Below are 17,368 nucleotides of genomic sequence, written 5' to 3' on the forward strand. Positions count from 1 at the left end.
AATAAGAAATTTTAAACCGACACTTTGGGAGGGGGCTTTACTTTCTCAATTTCACAGTGTGTCTATAGCTGACGCTATGGCAACTAAACCGACTGATATTCAGGGGGAAAAGGTAGTATTTACTAAGATTAAAAAGGGGGCTGTAAATGATTATGCAGGTTCTGTTAACTGGGCAGAGGTAGATACGGATATTGTAGAAATGACTTTTCCAAAGCAAAAGTATTTTGCAATTAAGCTTGATGATGTGGACAAGGTACAGCTTAAAAAGGATACTTTAAAACCGATAGCAGACGAACACGGGGCAGTGCTTGCTGAGACTTATGACGCTGATTTTTTCACAGAGCTTACTTCTTCAGGGCAAATAAGCAAGTTGGGGTCTGCTTCAAGTAAGAAGTCGGTTCACGCTAAAAATATTTATGATTTTATAGTTGATTTGGGAACAGAGCTTTCTAAGAAGAAGGTACCAAAGACTGACAGGTTCGTTACTGTTTCGGCTGAGGTTTTGGGGCTTTTATCTAAAGATCCACGTTTTACTGTTAACCCTACTGTTTTAAGTAATGGTTTTGTAGAGGGTCAAAAGATAAACGGCTTGCAAGTTATGACTAGTGAGGAGTTACCACAAAGTATGGTTGTGGCACATCACAAGTCGGCTATTGGTGCAGCTAAGCAGATACAAAAGACTGAGGCTATGCGACTTGAAAATTCTTTTGCCGATGGTATAAGGGGTCTGTTGAAGTACGGCTTTAAGCGTTTAAGAGATGATGCTGTAGCAGTGCTTTATTATAGTGTTGTTGAAACTCCACGAGTACAAGCTGGGGCTTAGATTTTATGAGAGAGGAAATTTTAAACAGCTTGAAAAATAGGCCTGGTGTAGATGGGGAGCTTTTAGAGTCTCTTGATCTGTATTCGGACGCTATCCAGGATATTTTGGAGTTTTGCAACATTGCAGAAGATGATATTAAGCCGTCTTTTGCTAGTCTTATAAAGGACTTGATTATGTACAGGTATAATACGCTAGGGGTTGAGGGCTTACGTTCTGAAAGCTACCCTAGCGTTAGTTTTCAGTATGAAAGGGATATTCCTCCCAGAATTAAGACTAAGTTAAGGAAGTTTAGGAGGTTGTCTTATGAGCTTGACGTATAACTTACAACCTGCAAGTGTTCTTAAGCTTAAAGAGACTGTGTCTAAGTCTGGGGCTAAGTCTAAGGAGTGGGTAGAAGATAGGGAAATTAAGATTAGTATTAATAGAGTTAGTGAGTTTTATTATGCTGATTATTTTAAGCGGTCTGAAGTTTCCCATATTGCTTTAACTTTTGATAAGTCGCTTTCTAGTAGGAATAATAGGTTAAAGATTGGTGGCAGGGTGTTTGAAATTGTAAGTTGTTCTTCAGAATATAGGATTAGTTTTTTGTCTTTGAAGGAGTATGTTTATAATGGATAATTCGCATTTTGTAAAGGGTGTAAAGGCCGCTAGTTTAGAACTTGTGGATATTTCTAAAAAGAGGGTTGAAGCGTCTGTAAAGCTTGTTGAGGCTAGGGCGACGGAATTAAGCCCGGTAAATTTTGGTATTTTAAAGGCTAGTAATGTAAGTGATGTAAGGCTTACTGGCGATGAGGTGGTGGGGCTTGTTGGGAATACTGCTCAATATGCCCCTTTTGTCCACCAGGGGACGGGAATTTATGCTGTAGGTGGCAATGGTCGCAAGTCTAGCTGGAAGTTTTTTATACCCGATAGGTACGGTACGAAGCGTTGGTATGTTACCAAGGGACAAAAACCACAGCCTTTTTTACAACGGGCTATTTCTGAAAAGCTACCTGAGATTAAGAAGTTGTTAGGGGGCAAGTAGTATGTTGTCGCATGTTGTAAAGAAGTTATTGGATGATGTAACGGGGCTTTCTTTTAGGCCTGTTCATGATAGTGAGGCTTTTTATATTTTGAAGCCTTTGGAAAGGGGCGTTATTAATAGGGACGCCTTGGAAGTTAGGATTATTTCAAGTGATTTTGATAATCTGGAGGTTTTAAGGGCTAATGTTGAGTGTTTAATCAGTTTTAATAAGGATAATAACCGCCTTGTTGATGATTATTCGCTGCGTTTTGCTCTAAGTGGGGGTGGCATTTTGCCCTTGCATGATTTTAATTTATATGATAGTAGCCAGTTTTTGACGGTTACTTGGTTTAAGAAAGAGAGGTAATTTTTATGACAAATAGAATAGATGAGTTTATTTTTGGTTCTGGTGAGCTTTATCTGGTTGCAGCAACTGACGGGGAGATACCCGAAGATGCGACTATAGAGGTTGAAGCGAATAATGTGGGGCATTGTTCGGGGGGTGCAACGCTTGAGTATAAACCCGAGGCTTACGACGTTAAAAATCAGTATAATAAGGTTGTTAAAAGGTTTATTAAGGGTGAGGAGGTTTCTTTTAAGACTGGTATTTTGACTTGGAATTTAGATATGCTGTCTAAGCTGTCTAATGCTAGGGTTGAGACGGTAACAAAAAATTCTAAGCAGTCTAAGAAGCTTGTTTTTGGTGCTGGGGGTAGCCTTGCAAGTAATATTGTTAGGTTTGTTCACACTAAGGATAACGGGAAAAAGGTGCGTATCACTTTAATTGGACAAGCTGGTAATGGTTTTGCCCTTGAGTTTTCGGGAGAGAAAGAAACGACTATTGACGCTGAGTTTATGGCAGTTGAGAAGAAAAAGGGCTTTTTATGCGAAGTTAGAGAGGAACAATAATTTATGTTAAAAAATTTAATTGAGCGTAGGCTTAGGGTAGATTGGAAGCATGACAAAACCCTTAATATTAGGGAGCTTTCTTTTAAGGATTATGAGGAAGTTTTAGAGATTGAGAAGCTTTTAGGAAGTGCTGAGACTGTGGAAAAGGGCTTGAATTTAAGGTTTAAGTTTGTTCTTAAGGCTTTAAATCGTAATTTGGAGCATGTCCCGATTTCTGAGAAAGATTTAGAAAGTGTTAATTTGGCTTTTATTAATGCTTTGTGGTTCCGTTTGATTGAGAGAACACAGGAGATTATAAACGACCCAAATTAACCGTCCCACTTCCTAGCGACAGAGTGGCTAGAGAGGCTATTTTTGACAAGTATTTCGCTTGTGAGGAGTGGGAGAAAGTTTTTGATGCTAAGACTTATGAATTTAAGAGGATGAGGGATTATTCGGGCTTTTCTTTTGATGAGCTGGCTAACCTCCCTATTTCTTTATTTTTGCAGATTAAAAGGGATAGTTGGATTCACAGTATGAAGCAAAGCCCAGAGTCTGCTGAGGTTTTGAAAAATATTTATAGGTTGGGCAGAAAGGAAGCAGACAAGAATTTAAGCAGGGGTTAGTAACCTTTGCTTTTTTGTTTGCTAGAAAGGAGTGTTTTTATGGGTGTAAATTCTGTTGGTGGTCTTAGTCTACCACCACTTTATACCGAGATAAGGCTTAAGTACGGGGCTTTTAAGTCTGATATGGACAAGGTGGCGTCGCTTGCTACTGCTAAGGCGTTAGAGATTGAAAAGCGATTTTCTAAGCTTGATAATTTGGCGTCGCGTATGGTTAGTTTTGGTAAGAAGGCCTCTCTTGCTGTTACTGCCCCTTTGGTTACTTCTGGGCTTGCTGTGTCTAAGTTTGCTATTGATTACGAGCAGGCTTTTGCAGGTGTTAGGAAGACTACAGAGGCAACGGAAGCAGAGTATAGCAAAATTAGCGACGGCATAAGGAAGATGGCAAAGGAAATTCCAGCGTCTGCTGTGTCTATTGCCCAGGTTGCAGAGGCTGCAGGACAGCTAGGGATTAAGAAAGAGGATATCTTGAAGTTTAGCCGCGTTATGATTGATTTAGGAAATGCGACTAATTTAACGGCTACCGAGGCGGCGACAAGTTTAGCAAGGTTTAGTAATGTTATGGGTACTAGTGCCGATAATGTGGACAGGCTGGGGTCAACTATTGTGGCCTTGGGTAATAATACGGCTACAACGGAACGTGAGATTGTGGAAATGGGCTTGCGTCTTGCTGGTGCTGGGAAGCAGGTCGGACTTACAGAAGCCCAGACTTTAGGTCTTGCGGCGGCTCTTTCTTCTGTTGGTATTGAGGCAGAAATGGGTGGATCTGCCATGAGTAAGCTTTTAGTTAATATTAAGCTTGCTACTAGTAAGGGGGGCGAGCAGTTGCAAAAGTTCGCTTCAGTTGCTGGTCTTTCTGCTGATGAGTTTAAGCTGGCTTTTGAACGGGACGCGTCTTCTGCTTTGCAGTTGTTTTTACAAGGTTTAAATGATACTGGTAAGAGTGGACAGTCGGCTATTGAAATTTTGTCTGATATGGGCATTGAGGAAGTGAGGCTAAGAGACACTATTTTAAGGGCTGCAAGTGCAAGTGATAAGTTTAATGAAGCCCAAAAAATAGCTAATAGGGGCTGGAAAGATAATAACGCCTTGCAACAGGAGGCACAACAAAGATATAAAACGACGGCGTCTCAATTACAGATTGCTAAGAATAAGTTTATAGATTTAGGGATTTCTTTAGGCTCTAAGTTGCTACCTATCCTTAATAAGGGCTTGGATTTAGTGGGGCGTTTTATGGGCTTGTTTGATAAGTTACCCCAGGGCTTGCAGTCTTCTATTGGGGCTTTTGCTCTTTTAGCTGCTGCAATAGGCCCTGTAAGTTTAGCTCTTGGTGTGGTTGTTAAGGGTTTTATTAAGGCTAGGTCGGCTATTGGTTCTTTTGGTACTTTTGCTAAGAATATTTTTAAAAAGGATTTAGGACAGGGGACTAAAACGGCTAGTACAGACTTTAGACAGGCAAGTTCTAGTATACAAGCAGATATTCAGCTTTTGAAGAAGTCTTTATTGGAGCTTGAATTACAGGCTAAAAGGGCTAATTCTTCTTTAGCAAGGGTTGGTTCTGGTGGTTTTTTAGCTGGGGCTAATAAGGCGTCTAAGGGGGCTAAAAAGGGCAAGAATAAGGGGCTTAATAGTCCTGGTCTTGATACGGCAAGGTTTGATGTCTTGACTGCTAAGACTAAGAGATTAGGAGATGTTTCAAGCGATACTAGCAAGAAGCTTAAGGGGCTTGGTTCTTCTTCTGAAAAGGCAGGGGGTCTTGTGTTAAAGGCTGGTTCTGCTGTTGAAAAAGGAGGGGCTGGTATGGCTAAGTCTGCTAAGCTTTTAACTAAGTCTTCACAGGCTTTAAGGGCTGTTGGCAAGGGGGCTTTGTTCGCTCTGCCGTTAATAGCTGATGTTGGCTTTGGTTTTGGTGGTCTTGCGACTGCTGCAACTAGTGCTGGGGCTGGTCTTTTGGGGGCTGGTGCTTCCCTGGGTTCTTTAGCTCTTGCAGCTGCTCCTGTGGTGGCTGGTATTTCTGCAGTGGCTCTTGCTGGTTATGGGATTTATCAAGCTTTTACGGAGCAAGCAGTACCTGCTGTTGATTTGTATAAAAAGACTAGTGTTGATACTTTTAAAAGTGTAGGCCCTCTTTATGGTCAGCATGTAGAGAGTGTTAAAAAGGTTAGTGAGCAGACACAAGAGGAATATAACCACTTTTTCAATATTTCTAAGGAAATAAGGACGGTTGCCGAGGGTATGTATACGGGCTTATATCAGAATTCAGAGGAGGGACACAGGCTTATTGTTGAAGGGGCTGAAAGGTTTAGAAATGATTATGTAGCTAAGGTTAACCAGGCTAAAGACGAGACGCTAAAAAGATTTAATGAGCTGTTTTCTTCTTCTTCTGAGCTTAGCAAAGAGGCTAAGGAGGCCTTTATTAAGGACGCTGAGGAGACGGCGACAAAGACTATTTTATCAGCTGAGGAGAGAACAAAAAGGATTATAGAATTGTCTGAGGAGCTTAAGACAGCACAGGGTGAAAATGCTAGGTCTATTAAGGATGAGATTATACGGCTAACTAAGGAGCAAGACGAGGAAACAGTTACGATTGTGGCTAAGAATAAGGCTGAACAAGAGGTTATTTTGTCTAATTTAAAAGATAGGGCTAATGAGATTACACAAGAACACGTGGCAGGGGTTATTGAAAAGATTAATAAGTTACGTGATGATACGATAGAAGCGGCTAAGACTAAAAAAGATGAGCAGTTAAGGCTTGCTGAGGAGTTTAAGGCAAGAAAAGAGACTTTAAACGGCGAGCTTACGACAGACGAGAAACAGACGTATGAGGCGATGAAAAAGGCGGCTGTTGAGACTTACGCCAAAGCTACTAAGGAGGCTGAACGCCTAAGAAGTGAGGGTATAAGCAAGCTTAGGGGTGAATATAGTCAGTTTGACAAGTCTTTAGATTGGAATACTGGCAAGGTTAAGTCTTGGATTGATAGAGTTATTGAGGGTATTTTAGGGCTTAATAGGACAAAGATACAGGATCAATCGGCAACTTATAGGATAAATTACCAGGTTTACGAGCAAGTTATGCGTCTTGAAGATAGGGGAAAGGCTATTGCAAACGGGCATAGTTCTTATATGGCTTACCACTATAACGGGCTTGATTTTGTCCCTTATGACGGCTACCACGCCAGACTACACAGGGGCGAGCGTGTCCTTACTGCTGAAGAGAATAAGGAGTATTCACAAGGTGGCAGAGGGGACACTGTAATTAATATTGACAAGGTTTATAATAATACTCCTCAAGATATTAGGAAGATAGCAAGGGAACTTGACTATGAAATGCGTAAGCAAAAAATGGCTTTAGGGGGTGGTTTGTAATGTTTAGTTTTAAGGGAGTTTCTAGTGATAGCTTGGGGCTTGTTTTTTCTTATTTCCCTAATTTGCCAACGGGTCAGAAAAGGACACAGTTTTTAACAGTTCCAGGTAGGGACGGCTTTTTGACTTTGCAAGATGACAGCCTAGAGGCTATAAGCCTAACTTTGGAGGGACACACAGAGGCAAGCAGGCAAGACTTACTGGCTTTTTTTAGTGGTGAGGGGGACTTGGTTTTTGATGTTTACCCGGACAGGTATTATAGGGCTATGGTTACTAAGGGGGTCGAGGTTGCTTATCCCCTGGGTAATAGTTCTTTGATTAAGTTTCTTGTGGTGTTAGAGTGTGAACCTTTTTCAAGATTTATTAGTAATGAGCTTGTCCCACTTAGTATTACTGACGGGGCTTTTTCTGTCAATAATCCTTATAGTCTTAAGGCTTACCCCTATTTAAAAATTGCAGGTTCTGGTCTTGTAACTTTTAAAAGGGACGGACTTTTTTTATGTTCTTTTGATTTAGGCTCTGACGCAGGGGCTTATGTTGAAGTTGACAGCGAACTTAATTCTGTTTTTGTGGGGGCTTCTTCCAGAGAGAGAACTTCAAAGGGAAAGCTACCTGTTTTAAGTCCTGGTGATAATATTTTTTCTGTCGAGGGTAACGTTACAAGTATAGAAATTAAATATAATTGGAGGCTCTTATAATGATTAGTTTATTTTTTGAAAGGGATAATAGATTTTTTGATAATAGGGGCTGGTATGTTTTAAATGATTGTATTTCTTGTGTGGTAAGTGAAGATTTAAACGGTCGCTATGAGCTTAATTTAATCTACCCCTCAGAGGCTAAGCAGGCTAAGAAGCTTAAGCTTGCTAGGGTTTTAAGAGTTCCTAACTATAAGGGGGATCAACTTTTCCGTATTAAGTCTATTGTTAAGGATCTAGATACTTTAAAGGTATATGCTACTCATATTTTTTATGACTTGGCAGGTAATTTTATTGAGGATATTTTCATTAGAAAAGAAGACGGGTCGGTTGCTCTTAACCGAGTTTTAAGTGCTTCGGTTAGTCCCCATACTTTTACGGCTATAAGCGATATTAATATACAGGCGTCTTCACGTTTGGTTAGAAAAAATACTGTCCAGGCTATTATGAGCGATGAAGACAATAGCCTTATTTCACGTTGGGGTGGTGAGTTAGACAGGGATAATTTTAGGATTAATTGGTTGTCTAGTATGGGAACTGATAAGGGGGTTACGATAAAGTACCGTAAAAATCTTACTGGTCTTGAGTTTAAAGAGGATTATTCGGGGCTTGTAACTCATATTATGCCAAAGGGCTTTGACGGTTTGTTGATACCTGAAAAGTATGTTGTAAGCCCCTTAGAGAGTAAGTATTTTGTTAAGAATTATAGGGTTATTGAATATCCCGATGTTATTTCAGAACAGCTTAGCCCAGACAATGAAAATAAGATAAACCACGAGGAGGCTTTGCAGATTTTAAAGGAAAGAGCAAGGTATGAGTTCGAGCAAGGGCTGGATAAACCAGAAATTACTTGTGAGGTTTCTTTTGCCGACTTGTCTAAGACTAGGGAATATAAGGATTATGCAGTTCTTGAGAGGGTTTATTTGGGCGATACTTTAAGGGTTGTTCATAAGGGTTTTGAGGTGGCAACCCGTGTTGTTGGTTATTCTTATGACTGCTTGCTTGAAAGGTTTGTTAGCCTTAGGTTGTCTTCTAAGCCTGTACATAATTATATGGTTAAAGCTATTAATAGGCAGGCGTCGCTTGAGACTAAGCTTAATGAGGTTGAATTATCGGCAGTTGATAAGGCTAAGGAGGCTTTGAAGACGTCTTTAAACCAGGGTATGGGAAGCAATATTCGCTATTATAAGGACAAGATTTATATTATGGATACTGACAGCGAAAAGACGGCTAGGGTTATTTGGAAGTTTGATGTCAACGGTCTTAGTGTGTCGACAACTGGTATTAATGGCGATTTTAGGCTGGCTACGTCTTCGGACGGTCAATTGTTCGCTGAGATTATCACGGGCTTAAGGATTAATGCCGATATGATAGAAGCAGGTTCTATTGATGTGAATAATGTGTCTATTAGACACGGCAATAAGGAGGTTATCGGCGTTAGGGACAATAAGCTTTTTATTGACTTTAGCACTAGTGAGAATTTCAAAAGGGATTTTGTAGAGACTTTAAAAGAAAAGATTTCTCAAATTGTGGTTGATGAAGACGGGATTTTACAGACTTTAAAGAATACTACTAAAGACGAGCTAGCTTATATTGAAAAGGATATTAATTATTTAAGAAATAGGCTAGGGAGCGATGGGACAATTGAATTTTCTAAGAATAGGTTATTAGGAGATGTCAACGGCACTTCTAGGCTTGGTGAAAATTTCGTTGTTTTGCATAATGGCGATGGTTTTAAGGATAATACAAATTATACTTTAAGCTTTGAGCTTGAATGCCAGCCTTATTTAAGGGTTGATGTAAGGCTTACTCAGCCTAATAGGAAGCCTTGGCGAGTTACTGCAAGGGCTAATAATCCTTTAATAGCTGAAGTAACAAGCGATAGTGATATATTAAGCCTTTATAGTGAGGTTTCTTATAGGCTTTCTTTTTCTTCTAAGTGGTATAAGTCTAAGGTTATTGATTTAGATATGGCAAGTAATGCAGTAAGTGGGGGGCTTTATAATCCCTTGCTTGAGTATAGGCAGCTTGTAGACGGCGACGATATCCAGACGGATTGGGACTTGTCGCCAGAAATTATTTTTGATGGAGGCGGTGTTTAGTATGACAGAAAAGATTACTGCAAGGGTGCAACATAAGAGGATGACAAAAGCCCAGTGGCTGGCAAGTGATATTGTGCTTTATGAGGGTGAAATCGGTGTTGAGAGTGATACGGGCTTTTTAAAGGTAGGAGACGGAAGAAGCCTTTATAGTGCTTTAAGCTATCTTACAGGGCCACAAGGCGAACGTGGCGAGCAAGGGGAGCGTGGGCTTACTGGTGCAAGGGGTGCTACGGGTGCAAGAGGTGCAACGGGAGCTAAGGGCGATAAGGGCGACAAGGGCGACAATATAACGATTAGGTCGAATAGGACTTTAAGCAATGGTAATATTGAGCTTACTTTTAGCGACGCTTCAACCCTAACTATTCCCGCTGCGAATGTTGTTTTTTCTTCTCTTACAGAAGCACAGCGTAATTCTTTAAAGGGAGAACGTGGAGAAAGAGGAGAAAGAGGAGAAAGGGGCGAGAGAGGTCCACAAGGTGCAAGAGGTGCTACAGGTGCTACGGGTCCAGCAGGTGCAAGAGGAGCAACGGGAGCTACGGGTCCAGCAGGTGCAAGAGGAGCAACGGGAGCTACGGGTCCAGCAGGTGCAAGAGGAGCTACAGGTGCTACTGGGGCTAGTATTACGATTTGGTCGGGGACTAATGCCCAGTATTTAGCCCTGCGTAATAAGAATGATAGCAGGACGCTTTATTTGATTACGGAGGATTAGCTTATGGTTGTTTGTAATTTTAAGACGGCTAAGAAGGTGTTTTATAGGGGTGATAGGATTATTAAGGCTTATTACGGGGGTAATTTGATTTTTGGCAAGATTAATTACGCCTTAAATGAGGCTAGCATGTCTTTTACTTCTCCGTCTTATTGGTCGGCTTCTACTCCTAGGTCTTCAATTTCTTTACGTAAGCCTTTGAAGTTTAAAATTATTTTTGATGAGGCTAATTTTAGGGATATTAACAGGTTCGCTTTGTCCATGGCTGTTTCACAGTATGGGAGAACTAGCTTTTTTAATGAGTATTTTTACCCTAGGGACGGGCAAGTTGTAAGTGTGGGTAATAGGTCTTATAGGGTTTTTGAGTATACCAAAACTTGGGATAGACGCCCACCTTCAAGTTTTGGGACTAGTGATTATTGGTTTGTGCTGTATTTTGAAAGTTATTATTCGATCGGACGGGGCAATATAGAGAACTTGCAACCAAAAATTAGTGTTTGGGAGGCGAATTGATGAAGCTTTTAGTAAATGGTAGTGAGCATAATTTAGAGTTTAAAAACGGTAGATATTACGCTTCTTTTAATTCTGGTCAAGATTTAAGCCGTCTTTTGGTTTCTTCTGATTGTATAGGTGTTAGTAGTTTTAAGAATGTACAGCTTGAGCAGGGCTTGGTGGCTACGAGGTTTGAAGCCCCAGAAGTTAGGAATAATAAGCGTGAGGGTTTTATTGCCAAAACTTTGGATACTTTGGGCAATTTAGACGAGAGGCTAAAGCAGGCTAGCTTGAGGGCTGAGGAACGTTTTAGGACTTTTGAAAGTAGGATTGATAGCTTTAGGTCTGAAGTTGGTTCTGTTAAGCGTTCGGTTGCTACTAATTTTAATAATATTTGTTTAGATACTAGGGCTACTAAAACGGGGTCTAGGCTGGCTTTTGCTCTTAGTGAGCCTATAGAGGAGGCTAGCCTGTATACTGTTATTTTTGATAGTTTAAATCCACCTAGGAATAGGTCTGTTTCTGTGCGTGATGATGCTTTAGCAAATAGGCTTACTTTGAAAGATTATAATAATGTTTTGGTGGTGCGTTTTGCTTCTCCTGCTATTGGTAGGAGGGAGTTTTTTATCGATGTTACAGGTTCTAGTGTTAGCCTTTTAAATGTTAGGGTTTATAAGGGGGATATAAGGGACGTTCCCTTTGTTAAGAAAACCGAGTTTGAAAGTTCTGTTACGAATATTATTCAGAATAATGAGCAGATTTCACTAACGGCTAGTAAGGTTGATGAGATTAAAAGCGAGTTTATGCCAGGCAATAATATTTTTGTAAGAAAGGCTAGCATGTCTAATTCTAGGCTTAAGTTTGTTTTAAGTAGGGCTAAAAGGGCTAATGTCAAGTATACTTTTGTGGCTGATGTTAGCGGGATTAGTGAAGCTATGCAACCTTTAGCTTTGTCTGTTGTTAATTTGGTAGGGGGTGAGCCTATCAAGCTTAAGAATGGTCAGTTTGCTGTATCTTTTGCTTTTTCCGATAGTTTGGCTGAAATTGTTTTTTCTGGTTTGCCAGCTAATATTGCTTTTGATAATGTAAGGATTTTTGAGGGTGATTACGCCTGGTTTTTCAATAGGCATAATTTCACGACTAAGGAGGAGACTAAGGCAGAGGTTAGCGTATCCCTAAAAGAGGGTATAAGGGCTTTGTTTACTACTAAAAACGGCAAGGTAAACGGGGTTGTGATTGATGGGGTTTCTACTAAGATACAGGGGGATCTTGATATTCAGGGTATTTTGTCGGCTTATACTGGTATTATGGGGGGCTTTAGAATTGGTGATAATCCTAACGGTAGGGGTCAATGGCTGACTGGTAAGTATGATTTTGACGTTGGTATTGCTTCGGGGAGTGGGCAGTATACAGCCCTTTGGGCTAATTGGGGCAGTAATTGGAATGTTCCCGGCAGGTATGCTTGGCGTGTTACTTCTGACGGTCAGATGTATTGCGGCAATACTGCAAGCTTTTATAATGGTATTGACGTTACGGAACGGGAATCTTATTTTAATAAACTTGTTTATTTGTCGGGTGGTGCTGAAATTACGCAAGGTGGCTATACTTTTAATTTTACTAGTGGGGGCGATATTACGGTTAGTGGCTCTGGCAGAAGGTGGAAGGTTCAGTGGGAAGAGATTTAATTATGTTTTTGAAAGGGGGCGTTTTTTGTGGAGTTTAAGGTTGAGAATTTTTTACTTGATGATATTATGCAAAGTAGGCGTGAGTTAGCCGAATATAAGGTTGCTTATCTTAGTTTGCTTAAGGATAATGAGGAGTTGAAAGAGAAGTTGAGAGTTTACGAACAAGAGGAGGTAAAAGAAGATGAAGTTTAATTTAGTTTATTCTTTGCCGCGTTTTTCTAGCGATGGCTTGGTTAATGCTACGATTGTCGCCATTAAGTGCGATGATTTTAATAGCTTACAGCTTACGGTCGAGGGGGATCACAGGGGCAAAAATGACGAGGAGCTGGTAGGGCTTGCCCTGGATAGGTTTTATGAGCTGGTTTTCCCTAATCGGGCTAATAATGAAAGGTTTGATAGTTTGCAAAGTGAGCTTGAACAGATTAAGGATAAGTACCTTGCAGAAATAAGGCAAGAGATGGCGAGGTTTAACGAGATGTTAAAGGCTACTGCTTTAATTTTGAATGAACAGATTGAAGACGAGGAGGAGGAAGAAGACGAGGGGCTAGCAGGTGAAGCTGTGGTTGCTGATGATGGGCTAGAGGGTGCTTTTTCTTCTGATAAGCTAGCAGGCGATGCTGTAGTTGGTAGTCCAGGGGCTGATGTTCCAGGGGATGATGATAAAGCAGGGTCTGATGATAAGCTAGCAAGCGATGGGGGAGTGGCTGATGATGATAAGCTAGCAGGTGATAGTCCAGAAGTTGAGGCTCAAGTTGGAAAAGAGGACACAGCAGAGACTGAGGAAGTAGCCGTTGATAAAGCAGAGGGTGAAAAGGTAGATGCAGGACTTGATGACGATAAAGTAGGCTTTGAAGCTGATAGTGTAAGGTCTGATGAGGATAAAGCAGGGGCTGGGACAGTTGACACTGATAAGGCAGAGGTTGAGGGGCTAAGCCCAGGTGATGATAATATAAGCTCTGACGCTTCAAATAGTGCAGACGATGGGGGCGTAAAAGATGACGCCCAGCTAGACGAGGGGCTAGAAAGTGAGGCTAAGCTTGATAAGGGGGCAAGTCTTGATGAGAAAAGCCCAGGTGTTGAAGATGTAGAACTTGACGACAAAAGCCCAGATGATGCAAGCCTTGATAGTGTAAGCTCTGATGCTGTAGGGGCTGATGATAAAGTAAAGGATGATGCCCAGCTTGGAAAAGATGACGATTTAAGCCTTGATAGTGGGTCTTCTGCTGTTGCTGGGGTTGATATCCTAGGCTCTGGTTTGGCAGGCTCTGACGGGGCTTATATTGGCTCTGATGGGGCAGTTGATAGTCCAGAAGTTGATAAGGGGGCAGTTGATAGTCCAGAAGTCGATACTCCAGCAAGTGAGCCTTTAGATCATGTTGTAGATATTGAGGATGAAGCGGCAGAAACTGAAAAAGTGGATACTGAAAGAACGGAGGCAGGACTTGCTGAGGATAAAGCAGAGACTGAAAAGGTTGATAGTCTAGGGTCTGAGGCTGAAGTATCTTCTGCAGGTGATGCTGTGGATCATGAGGTAACTTTTGATGATGAGGAAGTAGAGGGGCAGTAGATGAAGTTAAGACACTTTAGACTTAAATTAAGTAATTTTTTGAAAGGGGGTGGTGCAATGATGATTAATTATTTCGCAATGCAGGTGGAATTAGGTTGGATTACAATAAATCAAGTTCCTAAAAAATGGCGTGCTAAAGTTAGCGAGCTTTTGGAAAAATCAAACCTAGGCAATAAGGAGGCTTAAAAGCTTCTTGTTTGTTAATTTTTTATTAGTTTATAGGGGGTATGTATGCTTGAGTTGATAGTAACGGCTTTGACGGTTTTAATTGCTCCTGTTTCTTTGGCAGTCTTAAACCATATTTTAAAGGGTCGTGAGAAGTCTTTAGAGAGGGTGGCAAAAAGCGTAAGCCGAATAGAGGAGGCAGTAGACAAAACAGCACAAGGCACAAGGGCTATTTTAAGCTATAGGCTTATAAAGGATATGCGAGGGGCTTTACATGCTGGATTTACTACTGTTGATAAGGTGCAAGAGGTAGCCGAACTTTATGAAAGCTATGAGAATTTAGGCGGTAATTCTGTAGTTTCTACCTTATTTATTGAATATAAGAATTTGCCGCTAAAAAGAAAGGGGGGCTAAGATGGATTTTTTAACGCCTTATATTAATGCTGAAATAGTGGCTTTTTGTCTGCTGTTTGGCAATGTTTTAAAAAATAATTTGGGCTTTGTAAATAATAGGTTTATTCCTTTTATTTTGGGGCTTATTGGGGTTTTGCTTAATATCGGTTTTAAAAATGATGTTGATTTTTTAATTGTTTTAAGTGGTTTTGTGAGTGGTCTTCTTTCGACTTCGCTTCACCAGGGTTATAAGAATTTGATGTCAAACGATGATAAAATACCGAATAAGTAATTTTTAAAAGCTTATTGACAAGTTACACATTTTTGTGTATATTGGTTAGTGTGAGGTAAAAGGGCTATTTTAAAATAGTCTGATGTTTTGGATAGGTAGCCCTCCCTTACATTAGGAGGTTTTTTATGTTTGTAGTTTATCCAGCTATTTTTTATAAGGATAAGGAAAGTGAAAGCTTTAATGTGGTTTTCCCTGATTTTGATTATGGGGCAACTTTTGGGCAGGATTTGAAAGAAGCTTTTAAAATGGCACAAGATTATATTTGTTCTTGGTTGTATGATGATTTTATTAAGGGAAATAAGCTTGTTAAGGCTTCTAGTATACATAATATTAAATTAGAAAATGACGGCTTTAGTATTTTAGAAGAAAGTTTTGTAACTTTGGTAAGTGCTGATTTGTTAGAATATGCTAAGAGAACAGAAAATAAAACGGTAAGGCGTAATGTTTCTATACCTAGTTATTTAAACGAATTGGTTAAGGAAAAAAATATTAATGTTAGTCAGATTTTAAAAGAAGCTTTGTTAAAAGAATTATAGGCTAAATTAAAAGAGAGTGTTTTAACTCTCTTTTTGTGTGTCTATGTAATATTTATATAGCTTTTCTGCTGTTTTTAGGGTCATGTTTTCTATTTTTCGGTCGCCGTTTTTGAAAAATTGCATAGATGATATGGCTAGCCCTGTTTTTTTTGATATTTTATAAGCTGTGTTTTCTTGTAAAACTTGGTTTATAATTTTGTATACTTCTTGCATGGTTTTTTACCTCTATTTAAAAAATAATATGTATATTTGTAATATTAAAGTTATTAGTAAAATAACGAATGTTATTTTTTGGATTATATTTTTTTTCATGGTATAATAAACGATGTTCCTACTTTAGCCTTTCAGCTAAAGTGGTTCACTTAAAAAAGTTTATTAGAGCAGTTATTAAATTGATTATAGCTATTATGAAATTAATAGTTATTATGGTATTATCTTTTTTTGACTGTTCTTTTCTTTTTCTAAGTCTTTTTTTGTTCATCGTTTTCCCTCCTTTCTTTATATTATAATTATACATCAAAAGATGCACATTGTCAAGAGTTTTTAGAGAATTTTTTTAAAAAATTTGATAAAATATTTTAACGCATAATAAACAAGCCTAAGGGTTTATTTTTTTAAACAAAATTAAGTATAAATATATTTCCGGGTAATTAATTTATGAAAATAATTAAATTTTATTGATTTTTATTTGGGAAAATGGTATATTTAATTAAACAGAGGAGGTTTTTACTATGGATAAAAATGCAAAGTTACATTTTTTAAATGGTATTTTATTAGCTTTTAATTTTAATTTTTTTAAAGTAGGTAAACCTAATTTTAAAACACATTTAGATGATAAAAAAAATTTAGAAAATGATTTTAATAATATTAGTAAAGATTTTTTGGGAGTAACTAATGACTTCAAAGAAAGATATTGCTAAAAATAATGATATAAATAAAATTCAAAAACAAATAGAGGCATTATCAAAAAAAGATAAATTATTACTTTTACAAAAAATAGAGATAACTGAAGAATATAGTGGGATGTTACCACCACCAGCAATGCTAAAGGAGTTTGACAATATAATTCCTAATGGTGCTGATAGATTGATGAAATTGTTAGAGGTAGAAGTTAAAGAACGCCATGAAAATAATAAAATTTATTTAAAGTATACTAGTGTGGGGTTGTATTTGGCTTTTGCTTTAGCTATAGGTGCATTTATAGGTGGTTTTTATTTGGCAGTTAAAGGAAATAATATAGGGACTGCTATTTTAATTGGTTCTGTTTTATCTGGAGTGATAATTTCTTTTATAAAGGGCAAATAATATAATATAAATTAAAAGAGAGTGTTTTAACTCTCTTTTTGTGTGTCTATGTAATATTTATATAGCTTTTCTGCTGTTTTTAGGGTCATGTTTTCTATTTTTCGGTCTCCTGTTATGTATTTTTGGAGCATGTTTATGTTTAAGTTTGTAGCTTTTCCTATTTGGTAGGCTGTTATTTGACCGTTTAGTAATTTTTCTATGTGGTGTTGTATAATCATTTTTTTACCTCCTGAATATTTTATGTTGTGTGGGCTTGTATTTTTTATTTGTCCATGTTATAATTAAGCAAGACATAAGGAGGGGGCTTTTACCCCAACCTTATTATTTGAAAATTTTTTCAATTAATTCTATTAAAAGTTTTGTAATTTGTAATGTTCGTAGGATTACATCAATTTTTAATAGTTTTTCTTTTGAAAAAATCTTTTGTTTTTTCTTGCTCATTGTCTCACCTCCTTATGTTTATATTATACTCTAAAAAGAGGTTAAAGTCAAGAGTTTTTAGAGAAATTTTTTAAAAAAATTTGACAAAATATTTTAATTTTGTTAATATGATTTTAGAGATAAAAACCAATCCTTAGTGATTTAACCTATCTCTTTCTAAAACACTAACGTTAGTAAATCTATAGTGATATAGAAGTGTAATAGAAGCACGTTACACTGCTTGGCAGAGCTTAATAACTGTTCCTTTGCGATAAGCCTAAAAAGCACAACATAGGGAGTTAGTTTTAAT

Annotated in this window: 25 protein-coding genes; 22 read left to right on the forward strand and 3 right to left on the reverse strand. The window is 38.6% G+C overall.

Features of this window, described 5'->3' with window-relative positions; all coding sequences use genetic code 11:
* The 20 genes from KMP12_RS06195 to KMP12_RS06290 all read left to right on the forward strand — a co-directional run.
* Nucleotides 1–823: hypothetical protein (locus KMP12_RS06195; RefSeq protein ID WP_215756871.1), on the forward strand; the 823-nt coding region annotated here is incomplete at its 5' end.
* Nucleotides 824–828: 5 nt separating this feature from the next.
* On the forward strand, nucleotides 829–1,143 hold the full coding sequence (locus KMP12_RS06200; protein WP_215756872.1) for a phage head-tail connector protein: 315 nt from the start codon (nucleotides 829–831) through the stop codon (nucleotides 1,141–1,143).
* The gene (locus KMP12_RS06205; RefSeq protein ID WP_215756873.1) at nucleotides 1,127–1,441 is read left to right on the forward strand and encodes a hypothetical protein; all 315 of its coding nucleotides are present in this window, start codon (nucleotides 1,127–1,129) and stop codon (nucleotides 1,439–1,441) included. The genes KMP12_RS06200 and KMP12_RS06205 overlap by 17 nt, the downstream gene beginning before the upstream one ends.
* Nucleotides 1,434–1,847, forward strand: a complete 414-nt coding sequence (locus tag KMP12_RS06210) for a hypothetical protein (RefSeq protein ID WP_215756874.1) — start codon at nucleotides 1,434–1,436, stop codon at nucleotides 1,845–1,847. Before KMP12_RS06205 ends, KMP12_RS06210 begins: the two co-directional genes overlap by 8 nt.
* A gap of 1 nt (nucleotide 1,848) precedes the next feature.
* Nucleotides 1,849–2,193 carry a hypothetical protein gene (locus KMP12_RS06215; protein WP_215756875.1) on the forward strand — a complete coding sequence of 115 codons (345 nt, stop codon included), beginning with the start codon at nucleotides 1,849–1,851 and terminating at the stop codon, nucleotides 2,191–2,193.
* A 5-nt stretch (nucleotides 2,194–2,198) separates the two neighbouring features.
* On the forward strand, nucleotides 2,199–2,735 hold the full coding sequence (locus KMP12_RS06220; protein ID WP_215756876.1) for a hypothetical protein: 537 nt from the start codon (nucleotides 2,199–2,201) through the stop codon (nucleotides 2,733–2,735).
* Nucleotides 2,736–2,738: 3 nt separating this feature from the next.
* Nucleotides 2,739–3,047, forward strand: coding sequence for a hypothetical protein (locus tag KMP12_RS06225; RefSeq protein WP_215756877.1), 309 nt, complete (start codon nucleotides 2,739–2,741; stop codon nucleotides 3,045–3,047).
* A 23-nt stretch (nucleotides 3,048–3,070) separates the two neighbouring features.
* On the forward strand, nucleotides 3,071–3,340 hold the full coding sequence (locus KMP12_RS06230; protein ID WP_215756878.1) for a hypothetical protein: 270 nt from the start codon (nucleotides 3,071–3,073) through the stop codon (nucleotides 3,338–3,340).
* 39 nt (nucleotides 3,341–3,379) lie between these two features.
* The gene (locus KMP12_RS06235; RefSeq protein ID WP_215756879.1) at nucleotides 3,380–6,703 is read left to right on the forward strand and encodes a phage tail tape measure protein; all 3,324 of its coding nucleotides are present in this window, start codon (nucleotides 3,380–3,382) and stop codon (nucleotides 6,701–6,703) included.
* Nucleotides 6,703–7,398, forward strand: a complete 696-nt coding sequence (locus tag KMP12_RS06240) for a phage tail domain-containing protein (protein WP_215756880.1) — start codon at nucleotides 6,703–6,705, stop codon at nucleotides 7,396–7,398. The genes KMP12_RS06235 and KMP12_RS06240 overlap by 1 nt, the downstream gene beginning before the upstream one ends.
* Complete coding sequence (locus KMP12_RS06245; RefSeq protein WP_215756881.1) at nucleotides 7,398–9,497, forward strand: phage tail spike protein; 2,100 nt, start codon at nucleotides 7,398–7,400, stop codon at nucleotides 9,495–9,497. The genes KMP12_RS06240 and KMP12_RS06245 overlap by 1 nt, the downstream gene beginning before the upstream one ends.
* A 1-nt stretch (nucleotide 9,498) precedes the next feature.
* Nucleotides 9,499–10,206, forward strand: a complete 708-nt coding sequence (locus KMP12_RS06250; protein WP_215756882.1) for a hyaluronate lyase N-terminal domain-containing protein — start codon at nucleotides 9,499–9,501, stop codon at nucleotides 10,204–10,206.
* Nucleotides 10,207–10,209: 3 nt separating this feature from the next.
* Nucleotides 10,210–10,716: a hypothetical protein gene (locus KMP12_RS06255; protein WP_215756883.1), complete on the forward strand. Its 507-nt coding sequence runs from the start codon at nucleotides 10,210–10,212 to the stop codon at nucleotides 10,714–10,716.
* On the forward strand, nucleotides 10,716–12,380 hold the full coding sequence (locus KMP12_RS06260; protein ID WP_215756884.1) for a gp58-like family protein: 1,665 nt from the start codon (nucleotides 10,716–10,718) through the stop codon (nucleotides 12,378–12,380). The genes KMP12_RS06255 and KMP12_RS06260 overlap by 1 nt, the downstream gene beginning before the upstream one ends.
* Before the next feature lie 27 nt (nucleotides 12,381–12,407).
* Complete coding sequence (locus KMP12_RS06265; RefSeq protein WP_215756885.1) at nucleotides 12,408–12,572, forward strand: hypothetical protein; 165 nt, start codon at nucleotides 12,408–12,410, stop codon at nucleotides 12,570–12,572.
* Entirely contained in the window at nucleotides 12,562–13,947 is a 1,386-nt protein-coding gene (locus KMP12_RS06270; protein ID WP_215756886.1) for a DUF1366 domain-containing protein, read from the forward strand. The genes KMP12_RS06265 and KMP12_RS06270 overlap by 11 nt, the downstream gene beginning before the upstream one ends.
* Nucleotides 13,948–14,133 (forward strand): hypothetical protein, encoded by a 186-nt coding sequence (locus tag KMP12_RS06275; protein WP_215756887.1) that lies wholly within the window; start codon nucleotides 13,948–13,950, stop codon nucleotides 14,131–14,133.
* Nucleotides 14,134–14,178: 45 nt separating this feature from the next.
* A complete protein-coding gene (locus KMP12_RS06280) occupies nucleotides 14,179–14,526 on the forward strand; it encodes a hypothetical protein (RefSeq protein ID WP_215756888.1) in 348 nt (115 codons plus the stop codon).
* Nucleotide 14,527: 1 nt separating this feature from the next.
* Nucleotides 14,528–14,797, forward strand: a complete 270-nt coding sequence (locus KMP12_RS06285; protein ID WP_215756889.1) for a phage holin family protein — start codon at nucleotides 14,528–14,530, stop codon at nucleotides 14,795–14,797.
* A gap of 125 nt (nucleotides 14,798–14,922) precedes the next feature.
* Nucleotides 14,923–15,333, forward strand: a complete 411-nt coding sequence (locus KMP12_RS06290) for a type II toxin-antitoxin system HicB family antitoxin (protein WP_215756890.1) — start codon at nucleotides 14,923–14,925, stop codon at nucleotides 15,331–15,333.
* 21 nt (nucleotides 15,334–15,354) lie between these two features.
* On the opposite strand, the gene KMP12_RS06295 is transcribed toward KMP12_RS06290, so the two are convergent.
* A complete protein-coding gene (locus KMP12_RS06295) occupies nucleotides 15,355–15,546 on the reverse strand; it encodes a hypothetical protein (protein ID WP_215756891.1) in 192 nt (63 codons plus the stop codon).
* 145 nt (nucleotides 15,547–15,691) lie between these two features.
* On the reverse strand, nucleotides 15,692–15,814 hold the full coding sequence (locus KMP12_RS07735; protein WP_256442630.1) for a hypothetical protein: 123 nt from the start codon (nucleotides 15,812–15,814) through the stop codon (nucleotides 15,692–15,694).
* 250 nt (nucleotides 15,815–16,064) lie between these two features.
* On the opposite strand from KMP12_RS07735, the gene KMP12_RS06300 reads away from it, so the two are divergent.
* Both KMP12_RS06300 and KMP12_RS06305 read left to right on the forward strand, forming a co-directional pair.
* A complete protein-coding gene (locus KMP12_RS06300; protein WP_215756892.1) occupies nucleotides 16,065–16,253 on the forward strand; it encodes a hypothetical protein in 189 nt (62 codons plus the stop codon).
* The gene (locus tag KMP12_RS06305) at nucleotides 16,228–16,638 is read left to right on the forward strand and encodes a DUF2335 domain-containing protein (RefSeq protein ID WP_215756893.1); all 411 of its coding nucleotides are present in this window, start codon (nucleotides 16,228–16,230) and stop codon (nucleotides 16,636–16,638) included. The genes KMP12_RS06300 and KMP12_RS06305 overlap by 26 nt, the downstream gene beginning before the upstream one ends.
* 26 nt (nucleotides 16,639–16,664) lie before the next feature.
* Here KMP12_RS06305 and KMP12_RS06310 read toward each other — a convergent pair whose 3' ends face one another.
* Nucleotides 16,665–16,856: a hypothetical protein gene (locus KMP12_RS06310; protein ID WP_215756894.1), complete on the reverse strand. Its 192-nt coding sequence runs from the start codon at nucleotides 16,854–16,856 to the stop codon at nucleotides 16,665–16,667.
* Between the last annotated feature and the right edge of the window lie 512 nt (nucleotides 16,857–17,368).

Origin of the sequence: Gemella sp. zg-1178 (genome assembly GCF_018790995.1) — a bacterium.
Taxonomy (GTDB): domain Bacteria; phylum Bacillota; class Bacilli; order Staphylococcales; family Gemellaceae; genus Gemelliphila.